The organism is Sphaerisporangium corydalis (assembly GCF_025506355.1).
Classification (GTDB): Bacteria; Actinomycetota; Actinomycetes; order Streptosporangiales; family Streptosporangiaceae; genus Sphaerisporangium; species Sphaerisporangium corydalis.
The window spans coordinates 42,330-60,793 of sequence record NZ_JANZYP010000030.1 but is presented as its reverse complement, the minus strand read 5'-3'; the positions used below and the strand labels follow the sequence as shown (position 1 = coordinate 60,793).

At 70.6% G+C, this 18,464-nt stretch carries 12 protein-coding genes; 7 read left to right on the top strand and 5 right to left on the bottom strand.

From position 1 onward, the window contains the following. Positions 1 to 32: 32 nt before the first annotated feature. Positions 33 to 1,436 carry an NDP-hexose 2,3-dehydratase family protein gene (locus NYZ98_RS21160; RefSeq protein WP_262844573.1) on the bottom strand — a complete coding sequence of 468 codons (1,404 nt, stop codon included), beginning with the start codon at positions 1,434 to 1,436 and terminating at the stop codon, positions 33 to 35. 224 nt (positions 1,437 to 1,660) lie between these two features. Here NYZ98_RS21160 and NYZ98_RS21155 point away from each other — a divergent pair, with 224 nt between their 5' ends. Both NYZ98_RS21155 and NYZ98_RS21150 read left to right on the top strand, forming a co-directional pair. Continuing rightward, entirely contained in the window at positions 1,661 to 3,010 is a 1,350-nt protein-coding gene (locus tag NYZ98_RS21155) for a nucleotide sugar dehydrogenase (protein ID WP_262844572.1), read from the top strand. Between the two features lie 5 nt (positions 3,011 to 3,015). Beyond that, the gene (locus tag NYZ98_RS21150; protein ID WP_262844571.1) at positions 3,016 to 4,029 is read left to right on the top strand and encodes an NAD-dependent epimerase/dehydratase family protein; all 1,014 of its coding nucleotides are present in this window, start codon (positions 3,016 to 3,018) and stop codon (positions 4,027 to 4,029) included. 64 nt (positions 4,030 to 4,093) lie between these two features. Here NYZ98_RS21150 and NYZ98_RS21145 read toward each other — a convergent pair whose 3' ends face one another. Then, positions 4,094 to 4,825 carry a class I SAM-dependent methyltransferase gene (locus NYZ98_RS21145; RefSeq protein WP_262844570.1) on the bottom strand — a complete coding sequence of 244 codons (732 nt, stop codon included), beginning with the start codon at positions 4,823 to 4,825 and terminating at the stop codon, positions 4,094 to 4,096. Between the two features lie 238 nt (positions 4,826 to 5,063). On the opposite strand from NYZ98_RS21145, the gene NYZ98_RS21140 reads away from it, so the two are divergent. The 4 genes from NYZ98_RS21140 to NYZ98_RS21125 all read left to right on the top strand — a co-directional run bounded on the left by NYZ98_RS21140 (position 5,064) and on the right by NYZ98_RS21125 (position 10,058). Then, on the top strand, positions 5,064 to 6,476 hold the full coding sequence (locus NYZ98_RS21140) for an activator-dependent family glycosyltransferase (RefSeq protein ID WP_316249584.1): 1,413 nt from the start codon (positions 5,064 to 5,066) through the stop codon (positions 6,474 to 6,476). A 52-nt stretch (positions 6,477 to 6,528) separates the two neighbouring features. Then, positions 6,529 to 7,401 carry a glucose-1-phosphate thymidylyltransferase RfbA gene (gene rfbA, locus NYZ98_RS21135; protein WP_262844568.1) on the top strand — a complete coding sequence of 291 codons (873 nt, stop codon included), beginning with the start codon at positions 6,529 to 6,531 and terminating at the stop codon, positions 7,399 to 7,401. 84 nt (positions 7,402 to 7,485) lie between these two features. After that, entirely contained in the window at positions 7,486 to 8,562 is a 1,077-nt protein-coding gene (locus NYZ98_RS21130; protein WP_262844567.1) for an NADH:flavin oxidoreductase/NADH oxidase, read from the top strand. Between the two features lie 257 nt (positions 8,563 to 8,819). Next, positions 8,820 to 10,058: an acyl-CoA dehydrogenase family protein gene (locus NYZ98_RS21125; protein ID WP_262844566.1), complete on the top strand. Its 1,239-nt coding sequence runs from the start codon at positions 8,820 to 8,822 to the stop codon at positions 10,056 to 10,058. A gap of 72 nt (positions 10,059 to 10,130) precedes the next feature. Here the strand turns inward: NYZ98_RS21125 and NYZ98_RS21120 are convergent, their stop codons facing one another. From NYZ98_RS21120 to NYZ98_RS21110, 3 genes are all read right to left on the bottom strand, one after another. Then, positions 10,131 to 10,580, bottom strand: coding sequence for a YjfA family protein (locus tag NYZ98_RS21120; RefSeq protein ID WP_262844565.1), 450 nt, complete (start codon positions 10,578 to 10,580; stop codon positions 10,131 to 10,133). A 29-nt stretch (positions 10,581 to 10,609) separates the two neighbouring features. Next, positions 10,610 to 13,558 carry a carbohydrate-binding protein gene (locus NYZ98_RS21115; protein ID WP_262844564.1) on the bottom strand — a complete coding sequence of 983 codons (2,949 nt, stop codon included), beginning with the start codon at positions 13,556 to 13,558 and terminating at the stop codon, positions 10,610 to 10,612. A 67-nt stretch (positions 13,559 to 13,625) separates the two neighbouring features. Then, entirely contained in the window at positions 13,626 to 14,159 is a 534-nt protein-coding gene (locus NYZ98_RS21110; protein ID WP_262844563.1) for a DUF2690 domain-containing protein, read from the bottom strand. Positions 14,160 to 14,451: 292 nt separating this feature from the next. On the opposite strand from NYZ98_RS21110, the gene NYZ98_RS21105 reads away from it, so the two are divergent. Next, a complete protein-coding gene (locus tag NYZ98_RS21105; protein WP_323802297.1) occupies positions 14,452 to 18,363 on the top strand; it encodes an nSTAND1 domain-containing NTPase in 3,912 nt (1,303 codons plus the stop codon). Positions 18,364 to 18,464: the final 101 nt, after the last annotated feature.

The following is an 18,464-nucleotide window of genomic DNA, read 5'->3' as shown; positions in this document are numbered from 1 at the left end:
GTGCACGCACTCCTTTGGGATCGATCTCTCTGTCACAGGTTGTTCAGGCACAGGAGCAGGGTCCTGGCCTCGATGCCGAGGTAGTAGCTGTGCCGTTGCAAGGCCATCAGCTGCTCGACGGTGATCCACGCGAAGTCCTCCGGCACCCGCAGCGGGAAGTCGTCGTCCTCCACCACCAGGTAGCGGGTCTCGGCGTGCAGGAAACGCCCCCCCTCCTCCGACAGCACGACGTCGAAGCGGACGCCCGAGCGCGCCGACAGCATGTGGTCGAGGAACTCGGGGCGGCGGCCGGCGGGGGTGGTGGGGTAGTCGTCCATCATGAACCGCACGGTGGGGCCGAGCTCGACGGTGTCGCGGTGGCCCGGCAGGACCTCGGCGCGCACCAGGGCGTGCAGGCGCCCGCCGATGCGCCGGACCACCAGCCCCGCCAGCCCGAGGCCGTGCGGCGCCAGCAGCGGCTGCTTCCAGCTGTGCACCTCGCGGGTCCTGGCGTGCACCCGGACGCCGACGATGCTGAAGTTCCCGCCCTCGGCCGGGACGATGCCCCTGGCCTCCCGGCGCCACCCCGTGACGGAGTCCAGCGGCACCAGGGCGGCCGACAGCTCGTACTCGCTCTTGCGGCCGGTGATCCAGCTAAGGATCTCCGTCATCGTGCGCACGCCGCCTGGCTCACCGGAGCGCCGGCCGTCGCCGTCGAACGCGTCCCCGTCCGGGGCCGCGACGGGCAGGCACCCGAGGACCGTCCGGGCGTCCATGTTCATGACGTTGCGCCGCCGGAGCAGCCGGCCGATCTGCCCGAGGGTCAGCCAGCAGAAGTCCTCGTGGAGCGGCACGTCGCCGGTGACCTCGATGACGATGTTCCGGTTGCGCTTCAGGTGGAACCAGGCGCCCTGCTCGGACTGGAGGATGTCGACCAGGACCCGGCCGCGCCCCGGCTCGGTGAAGTACTCGACGTAGGCGGCGCGCTTGCCCTGGTGCACCTGGGTGTAGTTGCTGGACGTCGCCTGGACCGTCGGCGACAACTGCACCATGTCCATGTTCCCGGGTTCCATCTTGGCCTGCAGCAGAAAGTGCAGTACGCCGTCGAACTCCTTGGCGATGATTCCGAGGATGGCGATGTCCCGTTGTACGAGAATGGGCTGGCGCCACTCCCTGACCGGGCCGTGGTTCGTCCTTACGTGTAATCCCTCCACGCTGAAGAACCGGCCGCTGTGGTGTTCCAGATTCCCGGTGCCGGGCGCGATACCCCAGCCATTCGGCTCGTTCAGTTCGGCCAGCGGGATTATGGTGCTCTCGAACGGCTGCTTTCTCTTGTTCTCGACCCAGTCGTCGATGTCGGGGCTCACCCGCGAGGCGGTGGTCCTGGCGGATGCGGTGATACGGGTGGCGAGGTCGACGGGCATGCTGGTCTCGAGCTGATCAAGTCTCGCAGGCACCGGAAGCTCCCATGAGGTCGTATGACTGCCTGCATCGTCGTACGACCGGGCTTTGCGCTGCATCTTCTGGATTGCGGAGATCGTGCGGCCCGGCCCCCGGAAGCCGGAGAAAACCCTGGCCGGAGGAAAAGGGGCACCGAACGGCATCACAGGAGATGCGTCGCCGACGGGCCGGTTGGCACGCTGATATATGCCAACCGGCACATCCTGAGAGCGGGTGACCTATGAAATTCTTGTCTGATCAGGGAAACACCTCCGCCGCGGTAATCGGAATGGGTTATGTGGGATCGACCGTCGCGGCGGTCCTGGCCGGCGAAGGCGTGGACGTCGTGGGAATCGACGTCGATCCGGCGCTGGTCGCCCAGCTCGAGGGACGCAGGAGCTGGTTCAGCGAGCCGGGTCTGCCCGAGTTGCTCTACAGCGGCCTGGACTCGGGCCACCTGCGGGTCACCACCGAATACGACCTGGTCTCCGGCGTGGACGTGGTCATCATCGCCGTCGGCACCCCGGTCCACGACACCGAGCTCGTCGACACCTACCTGCGGAGCGCGTGCACGGAGCTGGCCAAGCACCTGCGCGAGGGCCAGCTCGTCATCCTCAAGAGCACGGTCCCCCCCGGCCTGACCAGGAACGTCGTCGCCCCCCTGCTGGAGGCCGGCGGGCTGCGGGCCGGCGTCGACTTCGGACTGGTCTTCTGCCCCGAGCGGCTCTCGGAGGGGCAGGCCCTGCGGGAGATGCGGATGTTCCCGATCGCCATCGGCGGCTGGTGCGCCGACAGCGCCGCCGCGGCCGCCGCCTTCTGGTCGCGGACGATCGGCAACGAGATCATCACCTGCGCCTCGATGGAGAGCGCCGAGGTGGTGAAGCTGGCGAGCAACTGGTGGATCGACCACAACATCGCGATGGCCAACGAGCTGGCCAAGCTGTGCGGGGTGCTGGACGTCGACGTGCTGGACGTGGTGGCCGCGGCGAACACGATGAAGAAGGGCACCGGGAACGTCAACATCCTGCTGCCGAGCGTGGGCGTCGGCGGGTCGTGCCTGACCAAGGACCCGTGGATGGTGTGGCGGGCCGCCCGTGACCGCGACATCGAGCTGAACACGATCCCGGTCGCGCGCGAGGTCAACGACACCATGCCCGGGTACACCGTCGACCTGATCGCCGAGGAGCTGGCCGGGACGGGCAAGCGGCTGGACGAGGCGAAGATCGCGGTGCTCGGCGTGGCGTTCAAGAACAACACCGGCGACCTGCGCGCGACGCCGACGCTGCCGATCGTCGCCCAGTTGCAGCGCAGCGGGGCCGAGGTCGTCATCTACGACCCGCTGGCCGACGCCGGCGAGGTCAAGAGGATCTTCGGGCTCGCGCCGGTGGAGACCGTACGTGAGGCGCTGTCCGGCGCCGACTGCATCGCCGTGCTGGCGGGGCACGACGCGTTCGCCGGCATCGACTTCGTGGCGTTCCGCGAGTCGGTGGCGCCCTCGTGCGTCATCCTCGACGGCCGCGCCTACTACTCGCGCGAGACCATCGACCGGTACCGCCGGCATGGCTTCGCCTACCGGGGAATCGGAAGGTAACGCTCATGGCGCGGGTCGTGGTAACAGGAGGATGCGGGTTCCTGGGCAGTCATCTGGTCGACGAACTGGTCCGGCGGGGCAACGAGGTCACCGTGTTCGACGCCGGCGGTCCGCCCCCCGACCAGACGCCGCCGCCCTCGGTCCGTTACGTGACCGGTGACATCCGGGACGCCGCACAGCTCGCCGAAGTGATCAAGGACGGCGTGGACACCGTCTACCACTTCGCCGCCGTCGTCGGGGTCGACCGCTATCTCGACCGTCCGCTCGACGTCATCGACATCAACCTGCTCGGCACCCGCAACGCCCTGGACCTCGCCTCGAAGGCGGGCGCGAAGGTCGTCCTCGCGAGCACCAGCGAGGTCTTCGGGAAGAACCCCGCCGTCCCGTGGCGTGAGGACGACGACCGGGTGGTGGGCAGCACCGCCGTGGACCGGTGGTGCTACTCCTCCAGCAAGGCGCTGGGCGAGCACCTCGCCTTCGCCTTCGCCCGAGAGCGCGGGCTCAGGACGGCCATCGTGCGCTTCTTCAACGTGTACGGCCCCCGGCAGCGGCCGGCGTTCGTCGTCAGCAGGACCCTGCACCGGGCCCTGAACGGGGAGCCGCCGGTGGTGTACGACGGCGGCGGCCAGACACGGTGCTTCACCTACGTCCAGGACGCGATCGACGCGACGATCATCGTCGGGACCGACGAGAACGCCGTCGGGGAGTGCTTCAACATCGGCAGCTCGGCCGAGACCACCGTGGCCCGGCTCGGCGCCCTGGTCGCGGAGCTGACCGGCGTCCAGACGAGCGTGCCGATCGAGACGCGGGAAGCCCTCGGCAGCCAGTACCAGGACCTGCGCAGGCGCGTCCCCGACACGACCAAGATCGGAAGGATGCTCGGCTGGCGGTACTCGACGGACCTGCGCGAGGGGCTCATCAGGACGATCGAGTGGGCGCGGGAGAACCCGTGGTGGCTGGCCCAGCCCGACAGCGGCGCCACCCCGGAGCCCGATCTCGCGGCGACCGCGTCCGCCTGAACCGCTCGAAGTGCGCTGAAAGCGCGCCCCGGAACCGTCCCGGGGCGCGCGCGGGCGAGGTGGGTCAGCGGCGGACCGCGACCAGCAGCCCCCTGCCGGACAACCCGTGGCCGTCGTACTCCACCTCGCAGCCCGCCTCGGCGAACGCGGACTCGTACTCCTCGCGCGTGAAGATGCCGAGCACCTGGACGTCGGAGAAGTGCCGGATGCCGCCGGCGTCGGCCACGATGAAGTGCGTGTCCAGGTGGTGCCGGCCGTCCCGGCGCAGGCCGTGCGAGACCCGCGCGATGGTGACGCCGTCGCCGACCTGCACGACGTCGCCGATCACGGTACGGTCCCTGATCTTCTCCGGCAGGTACCACGGCTCGACGACGAGCACCCCTCCGGGGGCGAGGTGCCCCGCCATGCGGGCGACCGCGGCCCTCATCCGCGACAACGGCAGGAAGTTGATCGAGCTCATCAGGCAGACCACGGCGTCGAAGGTGCGGCCGAGCTCGAAGTCGCTCATGTCGCCGGCGTGGATCGGCGTCCCCGGAAGTTTGGCCGCCGCCTGCTCACGCATGGCGGGGGTGAAATCGAGGCCCGCCACGTCGGAGAACAGCCCTTTGAACGCGCGCAGGTGTTCTCCGGTGCCGCAGGCGACGTCCAGCAGCGACCGGGCGTCGGGTTTGCGGTCCCGAATGAGCCGCGTGAGGATTTCGGCCTCGGCGGCGTAATCCTTGCCCCGCGTGGTGTAGACCTGATCGAAAAGCTGGGCGTGTTCGGTGTCGAAGAGCATGACCGGCCCTCTCGTCATGCCGGTTCACCGGCGTCTGGCGATCGTCTTCCTCATAATCGGCCGGGCGCCGCGGGGGGCGCATCCTCGTTCATGCGCATTCGGTGATATCCGCGTTTCCGGTGCCCGCGCATTCCCGGGGTGGTCAAACACGCAATCTGGAAGACGCCGGTGAGGGCGCCTGACGCCATACTGGGTACGAACGCCGACTCGAGTAAGCAGACTTTAACGGCACGAAAAGCCGGCCGGATATCACCCGATGACGTGGCCGTCCGCGGCGCGCGCGTTTCCGGGCGAGCGCGGGGGAATTGCCGCCGGCCACCGCCGAAGCGCGCCGCCCGTCCCGGCCGCCATCGCTCATCATCTAGGAGGAAGGGCTCCGATGCGGATCCTCTTCGTAAGCAACCCTTTCAGATCACACTTGTACGTTCAGGTGCCGATGGCGTGGGCGCTCCGCAACGCGGGACACGAGGTGTGCATCGCCGGGCCGCCGGACATGGCCGACGACATCAAGCACAGCGGGCTGCCCGGCGTGTCGGTCGGCGAGATGCTGCTCCTCGCGGAGAAGGTGGCCAAGGTGCCGCCGATCAAGGAGGCGACCGGCGAGGCCGACCCCCGGGGCAACCGCACCGGCAAGTCCGTGCAGACCGACTTCGGCTGGGGCGATCCCTACGTCGAGTTCAAGGACCTCATCTCCGGCGTCCGCGGGGTGTTCTACCCGGAGTCCACGGTCGAGGACCTGCTGAGCTTCACCCAGACGTGGAAGCCCGACCTGGTGATCTCCGACCCGACCGCCCTGCCCGCCGCGGTCGCGGCCCGCTCGGTCGGCGCGGCGCACGCCCGGATGCTGTTCACCGTCGACCGGATGGCCCAGCTCCGCGCGGCCTGCCGCAACCAGCTCGAGACCGAGGGCGACCCGCTGCGCGACTGGCTGCAGCCGCTCCTCGACCGGTACGGCAGCGAGTTCGACGAGTCGGCGGTGCTCGGGCAGTGGACCCTGTCCCCCATGCCGCTCTACATCTGGCGGCCCCAGGGCGTGCAGTACCTGCCGATGCGCAACGTGCCGTTCAACGGCCCCGCGACGACGCCCACGTGGGTGTACGAGCCGCCGGCCCGCAGGCGGGTCTGCATGACGCTCGGCATCTCCCACCGTGACGCCAACATCGAGGGCACCTCGGCCTCCACCAGTGAGCTCTTCGAGGCGGTGGCCGACCTCGACATCGAGATCGTCGCGACCTTCAACGCCAAGCAGCTCGAGTCGGTGCCGACGCTCCCCGACAACGTGCGCGCCGTCGACTTCATCCCGCTCAACTCGCTGCTGCCCTCGTGCTCGGCGATCGTCCACGAAGGCGGCTGCGGCACCTTCGCGTCGGCGCTGGAAGCGGGCGTCCCGCAGGTCATCGTGCCCAACGACTTCAAGGTGGAGAAGTGGTGGGGGTCGGTGGCCATGGCGAACGCGGTGGAGGACCGCGGCGCCGGGATCTACGCGGTCAACGCCGGCCGGCTGACCGCCGACGTGCTGCGCGACAGCCTCAAGCAGGTCCTGGAGGACCCCTCGTACGCGGCGAGCGCCGCCAGGATGCGCGCCGAGGTGCGGGCGATGCCGACCGCGAACGACGTCGTCCCGGCGCTGGAGAAGCTGACCGCCGAGTACCGCACGTCGCGTCCCTGACGGGCCGTTCGATCCTGTTCACTGACCCGCGAACCGAAGAACGGACCGGATGATGAAGGGAATCGTTCTCGCCGGCGGCGACGGCACACGCCTGTTCCCGCTGACCTTGGCGACGTCCAAGCAGCTGCTCGCGATCTACAACAAGCCGATGGTCTACTACCCGCTCTCGGTGCTGATGCTGGCCGGGATCAGGGACATCCTGATCATCTCCACGCCGTCCGCCGTCCCGATCATGCGGAGCCTGCTCGGCGACGGCTCCAAGCTCGGCCTGAACCTGTCCTACGCGGTGCAGGACGAGCCGCGCGGCATCGCCGAGGCGTTCCTGATCGGCGCCGACCACATCGGCGGCGACAGCTCGGCGCTGATCCTCGGGGACAACGTCTTCCACGGCGCCGGGTTCCCCGAGCTGCTGCGCCGCACCCGTGACACCCTCGACGGCTGCACCCTGTTCGGCTACTCCGTGGCCGACCCCGAGCGGTACGGCATCGGCGAGGTCGACGCCGAGGGCATGCTGGTCTCCATCGAGGAGAAGCCGGCGCGCCCCCGCTCCAACAACGCGATCACGGGCTTGTACTTCTACGACGAGCAGGCCGTCGAGATCGCCCGGGGGCTCACGCCCTCGGCGCGCGGCGAGCTGGAGATCACCGACCTCAACCTCGCGTACCTGCGGCAGGGCCGGGCCAAGCTGGTCGAGCTGAGCGGCGCCTTCAACTGGTTCGACTGCGGCACCCACGACTCCCTGCTGGCCGCCAGCCAGTTCGTGCAGTTCATCGAGAAGCACCAGGGCGAGCGGGTGGGCTACCTGGAGGAGATCGCCCTGCGCATGGGCTTCATCGACGCCGAGGCCTGCTACCAGCTCGGCGCCGGGATGCGGCAGTCGAACTACGGCCGCTACCTCACGGAGATCGCCTATGCGCTGGACTGATCCGTCCCCGCGATCCGGGTCCGGCCGTGGTGCCGGGTCCGGCCGCACCGCCCAGGCTTCATAAGGGGCGAATGAGGAGATCCCATGCTTTTCACGCCCCTCACCCTGCGGTCGCTGACCATCCCCCACCGCGTCTGGATGGCACCGATGTGCCAGTACTCGGCCGCCACCGACGGCCCCCTGACCGGAGCACCGCATGACTGGCACTTCGCCCACCTCGCGACCCGGGCCGTGGGCGGCGCCGGGCTGATCCTGACCGAGGCCACCGCCGTGTCCCCCGAGGGCCGGATCAGCCCCGCCGACCTCGGGCTGTGGAACGACCGCCAGCAGGAGGCGTTCGCCCGGATCACCGGCTTCCTGTCCCGGCACGGCACCGTGCCCGGCATCCAGCTCACGCACGCCGGCCGCAAGGCCTCCGCCGCCGAGCCGTGGCGGGGCGGCGCCCCCCTCGGCGCCGGGGAGGGCGGCTGGCGGGCGGTCGCGCCCAGCCCGGTCCCCTTCGCCGACCGCTACCCGGCGCCCGAGGAGCTGCCGGTCGACCGGATCCGCCGCGTCGTCGCCGACTTCGCCGCCGCGGCCGAGCGCGCGCTGCGGGCGGGCTTCCAGGTCGTGGAGATCCACGGCGCGCACGGCTACCTGATCGACGAGTTCCTCTCCCCGCACAGCAACCACCGCGCCGACGCCTACGGCGGCCCGTTCGAGAACCGCGCCCGCCTGGCCCTGGAGGTCGTCGACGCCGTACGCGCCGTCTGGCCCGAGGAGCTGCCGGTGTTCTTCCGGGTCTCGGCCACCGACTGGCTCCCCGACGGCCAGGGCTGGAGCGTGGACGACACCGTGCGCCTGGCCAAGGAGCTGTTCGCCCACGGCGTCGACCTGGTGGACGTCTCCAGCGGCGGCAACGCCTCGGGCGTGAAGATCCTCACCGGCCCCGGGTACCAGGTGCCGTTCGCGGCCCGGGTGCGCGAGGAGACCGGCGGGCCGGTGGCCGCGGTCGGCCAGATCGTCGACCCGCACCAGGCCGAGTCGATCGTCGCCTCCGGCCGGTCCGACGCCGTCCTGCTCGGCCGCGAACTGCTGCGCAACCCCTACTGGCCGCACCAGGCCGCCCGGACGCTGGGCGCCCGGCCGCGCTGGCCCGACCCGTACCTTCGCGCGAGCTGAGCCCCCGGTGCCGGCAGCAGCGCAGCGACGACGCGACGGGACGCGGCCCCCGGCCGCGCGCCCCCTTCCGCCCCATGACCACCTGTTTCTTCGGCGTTGCGCACTTCTCCACCGGTTCCACGCGCGCCCGTCTCCCGTGAATTCGCCGGTGTTACGCTCGAATTCGAGCCGCCGATCCGGTTGTCCGCCGACCTCGAAGGTCGTCATCGCCCCCAGACATCTCGGAGAGTCCCTTGTCGACTTTGAGCACTAGTCGCATGCCCGCCGGACAGCTCGGTACGCCGCTCACGCCGAACGGCCGAGCCCTGCTGACCCTGGTCGAGCAGGATGTCGCGCTGATCCGGGACGGCGCCGCCGCCCACGACCGTTTCGGCGAGTTCCCGGTGGAGACCTTCGAGCGGTTCCTCGACGACGGCGTCATGGCGGGCACCGTCCCGGCCGAGCTCGGCGGCACCGGTGTCTCGTGCCTGGCCGACGTCGCGACGGTGCTGGCCGCCGTCGCCGAGGCCGACGCCTCCACCGCGCTCGCCCTGCACGTCCAGTTCAGCCGCGGCCTGACCTTCGCCTACGAGTGGCGGCACGGCTCCCCGCCGGTGCGGGCGCTGGCCGAGCGGCTGCTCCGGGGCATGGCGTCGTCCCGGCTGGTGGTCTGCGGCGCCGCGAAGGACCACCACACGGCGGTGACCCGGCTGACCCCCGACGGGGACGGCGGCTGGCTGCTGTCCGGCCGCAAGACGCTGGTGACCCTCGCGCCGATCGCCACCCACTTCCTGGTGCACACCCAGAAGGCCGTCGAGGGCGAGCCGGTCACCCTGGCCGCCGCCGTCATCGACCGCTCCTCACCCGGCCTGACCGTCCTGCCCGAGTGGGACGGCCTCGGCATGCGGGCGTCGGGCACCTGCGACATCGTGTTCGAGGACTGCCCGATCGCCGCCGAGGACGTCCTGCAGCGCGAGGTGATCGGCGCCCACAGCGACCGCACCCTGGCCGGGCAGACCGTCAGCTCCATCACCATGCTCGGCATCTACGCCGGCGTCGCGCGCGCCGCCCGCGACATCGCCGTCGCCGCCGCCACCCGCCGCCCGACCGCCCCGCCCGCGGCCGTGCGCGCCCTGGTCGCCGACATCGAGGCCAACCTGTACACCCTCCAGTCCACGGCCGCGGCGGCGCTGGCCAACGCCGACGAGCTCAACAACGACCTCAGCGGCGACCTGGACGAGCGCGGCCGGCGGATGATGGCCCCGTTCCAGTGCGCGAAGCTGGCGGTCAACCGGCTGGCCCGATCGGTCGTCAACGACTGCCTCACCGTCGTCGGCGGCGCCGCCTACGGCGCGGCCCACCCGCTCTCCCGCCTCTACCGCGACGTGTCGGCCGGCTGGTTCATGCAGCCCTACACCTACGTCGACGCCGTCGACTTCCTCAGCGGCCAGGCCCTCGGCATCGACCGCGACAACAACTACCTCAGCTACCGAGCCAACACCGCCGCGGCCCACTGACCCGCCCGACCGGCTCCGGGGCCGCCGTGGGCTCCGGAGCCGATCGCCTCCTACGCGGAGTGATCCGGACGGCTAGTACCTTCCGGTGCACCGGACCTGATGCGTCGCCCCGTCGTCGTTGGAGTAACTGATGCACACCTGGTTGTACAGGTGGTAGTCATCGAGCATCACCGTGGCCGAGCTGTTCGTCGGCGCCCGGTCGCGGGAGGAGGCACGGAGCGCGCCGCCGGTCTTGTTGTAGTAGCTCTGGATCTCGAAATAGTCGACCTGGCAGGAGCAGTCTCCGGAGAATTTGCCCCAGGTCGTCTGGCAAGCGGGGCTGTAGCGCAACTGGAGCCCGGCGACAGGGTTGAGCACGTTGATCGCGCCGCTGGCGCAGTTGTGGAATGTGTTGGGATCCTGCCCGTCGCACACGGGACCGCAGGGGGCCGCGGTCGCGGAGGCCGCCGCCGGTGTGGTGAGCCCGAGCACGCAGATGGCCGGTACGAGGGCTAGGGCGAGCAGTGATTGCCAGATCCTCATCGTTCCTCCGTTGTCGTTGATCTCGCGGATCAGAATGGGTCCCGGCACTGGTGGCCGGTGCCCTGGATCGGGATGAAGGCCATGGCGTCGAAGGCGATGTCGACGGTGCCGTCGGACTGGCCGTCACCGAGGTTGTTCAGCTGCACGCGCGCGCCGGGATAAAGGTCGTAGTTGCCGAGATACACCCATTTGTCCTCGCCCTGCTCGTCGAAGATGCTGCCGGTGCCCTGGTCGATCTCGCAGGTGCCAGGGGTGCCCTGCGTGGTCCGGTCCCGCCAGACGACGTACTCGGCGTTCTCGGTCTCGCCGCCGTGGCTGGGCAGGTGGGCGACGATGTCGTAGCGCCGGTGACCCGTGCCTTCCAGGTCGGGAGACCAGGTCGCGGTGACCTGGTGGTTGGCGTTCGAGGTCGCCGGGATGCCGTCGATCGGGCGGTAGACGTGGGTGAACCACATGTGGCCCTTGTAACCGGCGCCGATCTGGTGCAGATCGATCTGGCCGAGGTCGGCGTAGATATCAGGGGGCGAGCCCGTCCGGAGGGTGAACTTCCCGTTCGGGGGGTGCATCGAGCAGCCGAGGGCGTAGTCGCCTGGGTCGTTGAGGTCGTAGACGATCGGTACGAGGCCGGAGGTGATGAACTCGTCGCTGCCGTAGTCCAGGGTGTCGCAGGAACGCGGGTAGACCCGGTCGATCACCGGCTCGCCGCTGCCGGCGGGGTAGGCGAGCCGTTCGGTGGCGCAGTCGCTGGCGCAGGTGGCGATGTCGAGGTGGCCGTGCCACCAGCAGGCGTCGCTCTCGGCCGGACACGGATCGTCGTCGGCCGGGACCTGCCGGTCGCAGGCGTTCGCCGCGGTGCAGAACCAGCGGGGCCACGGTGGCGCCTCGTTGTTCGGCAGGTAGAGCTGATCGTTGGCGGCCGTGCCGAAGGTGGGTGTGGAGTAGGCGTCGTCGCCGCCCTGCCGCTGCGGCACCTCGACCCATCCCATGATCTTCTCCGGGTAGCTCCAATTCCACGGGTGAGCCGCGTCGTCGTAGTCGTCGAGGAACCGGTGCCGGTCGTACGGGTAGATCGGGTTCGCGGGGTTGTTGAACCAGCCGACGCCCCAGTGGCCGTTGTTCGCGCCCGCCTCACCGCTGGGGTGGAAGCCGCTGTTGTAGGCCCAGATGGCCAGGTACCAGTTCTCGATGTAGCGGGGTGAACCATCGTTGAGCCAGGTGCGCCCGCCGGGGTCGTTGTAGAGCTGGTTCCACTTCTCGATCAGGATGTTGAGCGAGGCGGCGATGTTGGCCGCGTAGTCGGTGGCGATCGCGATCTGCTGGTTGTGCGTGAACGTGGTCTCGCCGACGGCCATTCCGGTGGTGACCTGGCCGATGCCGTAGCCGCAGTCGGCACCGGGATAGTTGATGACGTCGATGTCGCTGCTGCCGTCGGTCCTGCGGTTGCCGTAGTAGTCGGACACGAGCGGGTTGCCGGTGTCGCCGGGCACCGCGTGCCAGCTGGCCTCGGCCAGGTTCGTCTCCTGCGCCAGGATGGCGAGCAGCAACTGCGCCGGTACCGTGCCGCCGCCGGCCAGTGCCCGCAGCGGGAAGAGCCCCTGCGGGGAGTACGCCGGCAGGCCGGTCCTGAGGTGATTGGCCGGTCGGCCCACGGTGAGGCGCCCGTGTACGGCCTGGTCGGCCGCCCACTCGACCATGTTCGCGCTGGGCTGAAGAGCCTGGATCCGCGGGTCGTTCCGGCCGACCGCGCACCTCGGCGTCCCCTCGTCGTCCAGCGGCGCCACACGGGCCTGGCCGGTGCCGGCCGGTTTTCCGGTGACCGGTATGGCGTCCAGGGTCGGTGCCCGGCCGGTGGCGATCGTGCCGGTCGAGACCCGTCCGGAGCCGGTGGCACGCACCGTGACGTCGACCGGCGCGACCTGCCCGCCGGTCGCGGTGCGGGAGGCGCCGGTGGCACCGCGCGGCACCGCGCGGCTCAGCACGCGTTCGGCGACCAGGTGGCCCTGCGTGGAGATCGCCTCGACCTGCCGGTCCGCCGGCACCGTGGTCAGCTCCGCCGCGCGGCCGACGGCGCCGGTGGCGCCGACCAGCGCACTGCGTCCGCCGGGCAGCCCGAAGAGCTGCAGCCTGCCCACGGCGGCGGACCCCAGCGGGCGCAGGCTCCCCGCCGACCACCGCTCGGCGTACGCCTGCCCTCCCTTGCCGGACAGCAGGTCGATGCCGTTGTGCGCGGTGGCGACGACGGCGTAGGGCCGGCCGCTCGGCCGCGCCACCTGGCGCAGCGAGCCGGTGACCGTGACCCGCACCAGGCTGCCGTTCACGATGCCGTAGTCGCCGTCCGGCGCGGGCGCCGGGGTGGTGAGCTGCGCGTGGATCCGGCGGGTGCCGGTGACGGTCGCCGACACCGCGTCACCGGCCAGCAGGTCGGTCTCCCGTCCGTCCGCACCGATCGCCCGGGTCAGCAGGACCCGGTCGCCAGGGCCGCAGGCGGGGTTGAAGTACGCCAGCTGGACCCCGGTGGCGAGGGTGCGGGCCGTGCCGGTGGCGATGTCCACCACCGCGGCCAGCCCGCCGCCGTTGCGAAGGGAAGGCTTGTTCGCCGCCATGGCCGGCGCGTAGACCGCCACCGCGTAGCGCCCGGAGCCGGTGACGCACACCTGCCCGGCCCAGACGCCCAGGTCCAGCGCGGACGACCGCAACGTGGCCAGTGTCGACCAGGCGTACGCGTCCTTCTCCCGCGCCACGTACAGATGGAAACCGGTCGCGTCACCGGCGCCGGTCACCAGCACATCGGACGACTTCCGCCACCCGGCGCCGAGCGCCGCGTCCGGGTCGGCGACCGCGGCCCGGCCGGCGTCGGCCTGGGGAGGCTTCGCCGACGGTGTCGCGAACGTCGGCGGGGCCGCGAGACCGACGGTGGCCAATGCCAGGCACACCGCCGCCAGCCGCGCCACCAGCCGGGATTTTCGCCACAGTGTCATGAACAACCGCCTCCTGGAGCCGTAACGAGGGGAAAGCCGGATGATCCCGGCCTGGGCCGCGCGGATGTCAGCGCCAGCCGGAGCAGCGCAAGCCGGTGTGGAGCATGTCGGAGTCGATACAGACCTGGATGGAGTTGTGCCAGCTCACCATCGGGGTCGGGTGGTTGCCGGGGTCGGTGATGCTCTCGTTCTCGAACTGCTCCGCACCCCGGCCGTACTCGTCGATCCAGCTGAAGTTCAGGTAGTCGGGACTGTCGTTGTGGGTGCTCAGGTCGAGCTCGGCCCATGCGGAGTTGCATTCCGGCGAGTGCCACAGCGTGATGTTGAGCTCGGCCTCCCGGCCGTCGTCACTCGCGGACCGGGTGAAACCGCCCACCTGAACGCGATCGGCCTGGCATCCTTGGGCCGCGGCCATCTTGCCCTGGCAGCCGTCCCCGGAACAGCTCGCGAGCAGATGTGCCTCTGGGCGGGTGACCGCGGCCTGATGGACGGTCTCCAGCGGCTTCGCGGCGACTCGCGGGGTGATGACCGGCATGGCCGGGCCGGCGATCAGCCCGGCGACGGCGGCTGTGACGAGCGGGCCAATCCAGGTTCGTATCATCGGACCTCCTGGGAAGACGGCATGCGGTGCCCGGACACGTCGGCCCTCATTTCGACGTGGACATGGCCGATGCCGGAGCGGCGAGGAGCGATCTTCGTCGCCACGGCAGAAAGTGACGGCCTGGATCGCTTCCCCGGTTCGATGAGCGGGTCCGCGCGTCGCCTTCGGTCTGCCGTGCGCGACTCGGCCGGCGCTTGCCGGCCACCTTGCGCCCCCAAAACACCACATCTACGGTGGTGCCGGAAGGCTTGTTGGATGGCCCGTACAAGTCCATACAGTTTTCAGGAGCCACATGGGCGACGACCCTGGCAGCGCGGACCCGTCGAGCGTTCTGACGAAAAAGGGTTTCGGCATCTTGCTGACGGCCACACGCGAAGCCGCGGGTCTGACCGTGAGGGATCTCGCCCGGAAGGCCCAGGTGCCGTCCGGGACGGTGAGTGGCTGGGGCACCGGCCGCCACCTGCCGACCCTGTCGCAGAAGGCGTTGTTCCTGCGCCTGCTCGCGGAGTGTGGTGTGACCGAGGACGCCCGTGTGCGGATGTGGGTGGACTGCTGGCTGCGCCTGCGACGTCCGCTGGGGCAACGGCGAACGGAACTCTCCACCCCGTACCGTGGGCTGGAACCGTTTCAGGCCGAGCACGCCGAGTGGTTCTTCGGCCGGTCGGGACTGACCGAGAGGCTGCTCAAGCGCGTTTCCGATGTGTCCGGGTCACCGGGCCTGGTGATGGTCGTGGGCCCGTCGGGTTCGGGGAAGTCGTCGGTGCTGCGCGCGGGGCTTGTCGCCACGTTGTGCGCGGACACGCGGGACGGTGACCGGCCATGGCAGAGCGTGGTGCTGACGCCGGGCGAGCATCCCGTCTCGGCGCTGGCGGCCCAGCTCGCGGTGCTGGGCGAGGTCCCGTTGGACGTGGTCGAGGCGGAGCTGTGGACCCGGCCCGCGCTCACCGCGCGGCGGATACGGCGGTCGGCGACCGGTCACCTGATCATCGTGGTCGATCAGTTCGAGGAGATCTTCACCGTCTGCGCCGACACGGCCGAGCAGGGCGCGTTCCTCGCCGCGCTGCGGGCGTTGTGGGTGCCGGCCGGAGACCCCGGGGAGCCGGAGGCCGAGCTGCGGGTGGTGGCCGGCATGCGGGCGGACTTCTATCCGGACGCGCTCCGCTGGCCGCTCCTGGCGCTGGCTCTGCAGGACAACCAGGTGACGGTCGGACCCATGACCGAGGATGAGCTGCGGCAGGCCATCGCCGAGCCGGCCCGCCTCGCCGGCATGGAATTCGACGACGGGCTGATGCACCTTCTGCTCCGCGAACTCGCGCCGGCCGACGCCGCCCGCGGCGCCCATGACATCGGGGCCCTGCCGCTGCTGTCCCATGCCCTGCTGGTCACCTGGGAACAGCGCCACCATCCGACGATGACCGTCGCGGACTACACCGAGACGGGAGGGATCCGCGGGGCCATCGCGCAGACGGCGGAGGCGGTCTACGCCGACCTCACCGGCTCGCAGCAGGACCTGGCACGGCGGCTGTTCCTCCGGCTGGTACAGGTGGGTGACGACACACCCGACACCCACCGCCGGGTCCGCCTTGAGGAACTCACCGGCGGCCCGCAGGACGATCTCTACGCCGAAACACGCCAGGTGCTCGGGCGTTACGTCGACCAGCGACTCGTCACCGCCGACGCCGACGGCGTGGAGATCAGCCACGAGGCGCTGCTGCGGGCCTGGCCGCGACTGCGGGAGTGGATCGACACCGACCGCACCGGCCACCGTCTGCACCGGCAGTTGACCGACGCCGCCCGAAGCTGGCAGGACACCGACCGCGACCCGACGGCCTTGTACCGCGGCGTACGGCTGGACGCGGTGCTCGACTGGGTCGGCAGACCAGACCACCACGATGTGCTCAACCACCTGGAACAGCGGTTCGTCGACGCCAGCGTCCAGGTCAGCCGGGCAGAACGCCTGCGCGAACGTGCCCGGACGCGACGACTGCGCTGGCTGGCGGCGGCGCTCGCCACGCTGCTGGTCCTTTCCGGGGTCACCGCGGCCTACTCGGTCCAGCAACGGGCCGCCGCCGAGCGGGAACGCAACTCCGCGATCTCGCGGCAGGTCGCGGGCACGGCGAACCGGTTACGCGACAGCGATCCCGCGTTGGCCGCGCAGCTGGCGGTCGCGGCGTACCGGATCGCCGCCACGGTCGAGGCCCGTTCCAGCCTGATCGCCTCATCCGCCGGGCCGGCGGTGACGTGCATGCTGCGTCCGGGCGGTGCGCGGCAAGCCGTCGCCGTCGATCCGGCGGGAACCCTGGTCGCGGCGGCCGGCGCGACCGAGTCCGACACCAAGATCCTGCTGTGGGACCTGCGCCGGCCCGACCGGCCCGTGCTCCTCGGCTCTCCGCTGGCCGGGCACACCGCACCGATCTACGCCGTGGCGTTCTCCCCCGACGGCCGTACGCTGGCGACCGGATCGGCCGACACGACGGTGCGGCTGTGGAACGTCGCCGACCCGGCGCACCCCGGCGTGCTCGGCCTGCCCCTCACCGGGCCCCGCGACGAGGTCCTCTCGGTCGAGTTCAGCCCCGACGGCACCACCCTGGCGGCGGGAAGCCGCGACAAGACCGTCCGGCTCTGGGATGTGCGCGACCCTGGACATCCGGTCGTGATCGGCCCGGCGCTCACCGGATCGGCAGACGCCGTGCAGTCCACCGCCTTCACACCCGACGGGAAACTGCTGGCCGCCGCGGACGCGGGCAGGGCCGTGCGCGTCTGGGACGTCGCCGGCCCACGGCATCGGCCGCTGGGACGACCCCTGGTGCTGCCCAGCCGCGTCAACGCCGTCGCCTTCAGCCCTGACGGCACGACCCTCGCCGCGGGGAGCAACGACGGCATGGTGCGCCTCTGGACGATGAGCGACCCCGGCCGGCCGGCCCCGGCCGGGACGCTCACCGGAGCGGCAGGCTGGATCAACGCGATCGCGTTCAGCGCGGACGGGGGCCGGCTTGCCGTCGCCGACTCCGACGCCAAGGTCCGGATCTGGGACATGACGCGCCACGAGCTGCTCCTGGAACTCCCCCACGCGGAGCCGGTCACGGCCGTCGCCTTCCGCGACCACGATCACGTTCTGTACACCAACAGCACCGACGGGATCGCCCGCCTGTGGAGAGTGCCCGGCCCCTCCCTGCCGACAGCGGGCCGATCCATCACCGCGCTGGTCTTCCACCCCGGCCGTCCGCTGCTGGTCGACGGGGGGACCGATCTGCGGATCTGGGACCTGACCAGCCGGGACCGGCCGTCACCCGTCGGGCGGCCCCTGACCGCACCGGCCGGCTCCGACCGCATGACCGGCACCGTCGCCCTGAGCCCAGATGGCCGCACCCTCGCTTCGGGAACCCGCACGGGGAACACCGTCCTGCTGTGGGACATCACCGTCCCGGACCATCCCCGGCGACCCGTCAGCCTCCCCGGCCACACCGCGCTGATCGAGAACGTCACCTTCAGCGATGATGGGCACCTCCTCGCCAGCACCGGCGATGACGGCACGGTACGCCTGTGGAACACCACCGACACGCGCGGTCCAACGGCCCTGGCCACCCTCAGTCCCCACGTGGGATTCATCTACGCCGCCGTGTTCAGCCCCGACGGACACACCCTCGCCGCCGCGACGCAGAACGGCTATCTGGTGCTGTGGGACGTCCGCGACCCACACCACCCCACGGCGATCCGCCGGCCGATCGCCGTGGCCCCCGATGACGCGCTCTCGCTCGCGATCAGTCCGGACGGCGCCACCGTCGCCGTGGGAATCGCGGACGGCACCGTGCACCTCCTGGACATCACCAGAACCTCCGCACCGGCCACGCTGGGACAACCGATCACCGGACCCGACGGTTTCCTGCACGCCTTGGCGTTCGACCCCGACGGGTCGAGGCTCGCGGGAGGCAGCGGCACCGGGCAGACGTGGATATGGGAGATCACCGATCGCCGCCACCCTCATCCATTGGCCATCCTCCAATCACCGAAGGAAGCCACCTGGAGCCTGCGTTTCAGCCCGGACGGGCAGATCCTCGCCGCCGCGACCGGCGACATCAAGCTCTGGACCACCGACCCCGACCGCGTCATCCGCCAAATCTGCGCGAACGCGGGAGACCACATCACCGCCACCGAATGGGCCAAACACATACCAGGCACGACATATCAGCCAATTTGCCGCTGATTTATGATCACCGTGAAGAAGGTCGAGGGCACCTCATCAGTGCCGATGATCCGCTGCGGCACGCTGGACGCCGGCCTGCCGGACGCACAGGAGATCACGCC

What these genes read in the sequence shown, in the direction of transcription:
- NYZ98_RS21150 (WP_262844571.1), top strand. Translation starts at nt 3,016, where the DNA reads ATGGCGCGGGTCGTGGTAACAGGAGGATGCGGGTTCCTGGGCAGTCAT.
- NYZ98_RS21115 (WP_262844564.1), bottom strand. Translation starts at nt 13,558, where the DNA reads ATGACACTGTGGCGAAAATCCCGGCTGGTGGCGCGGCTGGCGGCGGTG.
- rfbA (WP_262844568.1), top strand. Translation starts at nt 6,529, where the DNA reads ATGAAGGGAATCGTTCTCGCCGGCGGCGACGGCACACGCCTGTTCCCG.
- NYZ98_RS21140 (WP_316249584.1), top strand. Translation starts at nt 5,064, where the DNA reads ATGACGTGGCCGTCCGCGGCGCGCGCGTTTCCGGGCGAGCGCGGGGGA.
- NYZ98_RS21130 (WP_262844567.1), top strand. Translation starts at nt 7,486, where the DNA reads ATGCTTTTCACGCCCCTCACCCTGCGGTCGCTGACCATCCCCCACCGC.
- NYZ98_RS21145 (WP_262844570.1), bottom strand. Translation starts at nt 4,825, where the DNA reads ATGACGAGAGGGCCGGTCATGCTCTTCGACACCGAACACGCCCAGCTT.
- NYZ98_RS21120 (WP_262844565.1), bottom strand. Translation starts at nt 10,580, where the DNA reads ATGAGGATCTGGCAATCACTGCTCGCCCTAGCCCTCGTACCGGCCATC.
- NYZ98_RS21155 (WP_262844572.1), top strand. Translation starts at nt 1,661, where the DNA reads ATGAAATTCTTGTCTGATCAGGGAAACACCTCCGCCGCGGTAATCGGA.
- NYZ98_RS21110 (WP_262844563.1), bottom strand. Translation starts at nt 14,159, where the DNA reads ATGATACGAACCTGGATTGGCCCGCTCGTCACAGCCGCCGTCGCCGGG.
- NYZ98_RS21105 (WP_323802297.1), top strand. Translation starts at nt 14,452, where the DNA reads ATGGGCGACGACCCTGGCAGCGCGGACCCGTCGAGCGTTCTGACGAAA.
- NYZ98_RS21125 (WP_262844566.1), top strand. Translation starts at nt 8,820, where the DNA reads ATGCCCGCCGGACAGCTCGGTACGCCGCTCACGCCGAACGGCCGAGCC.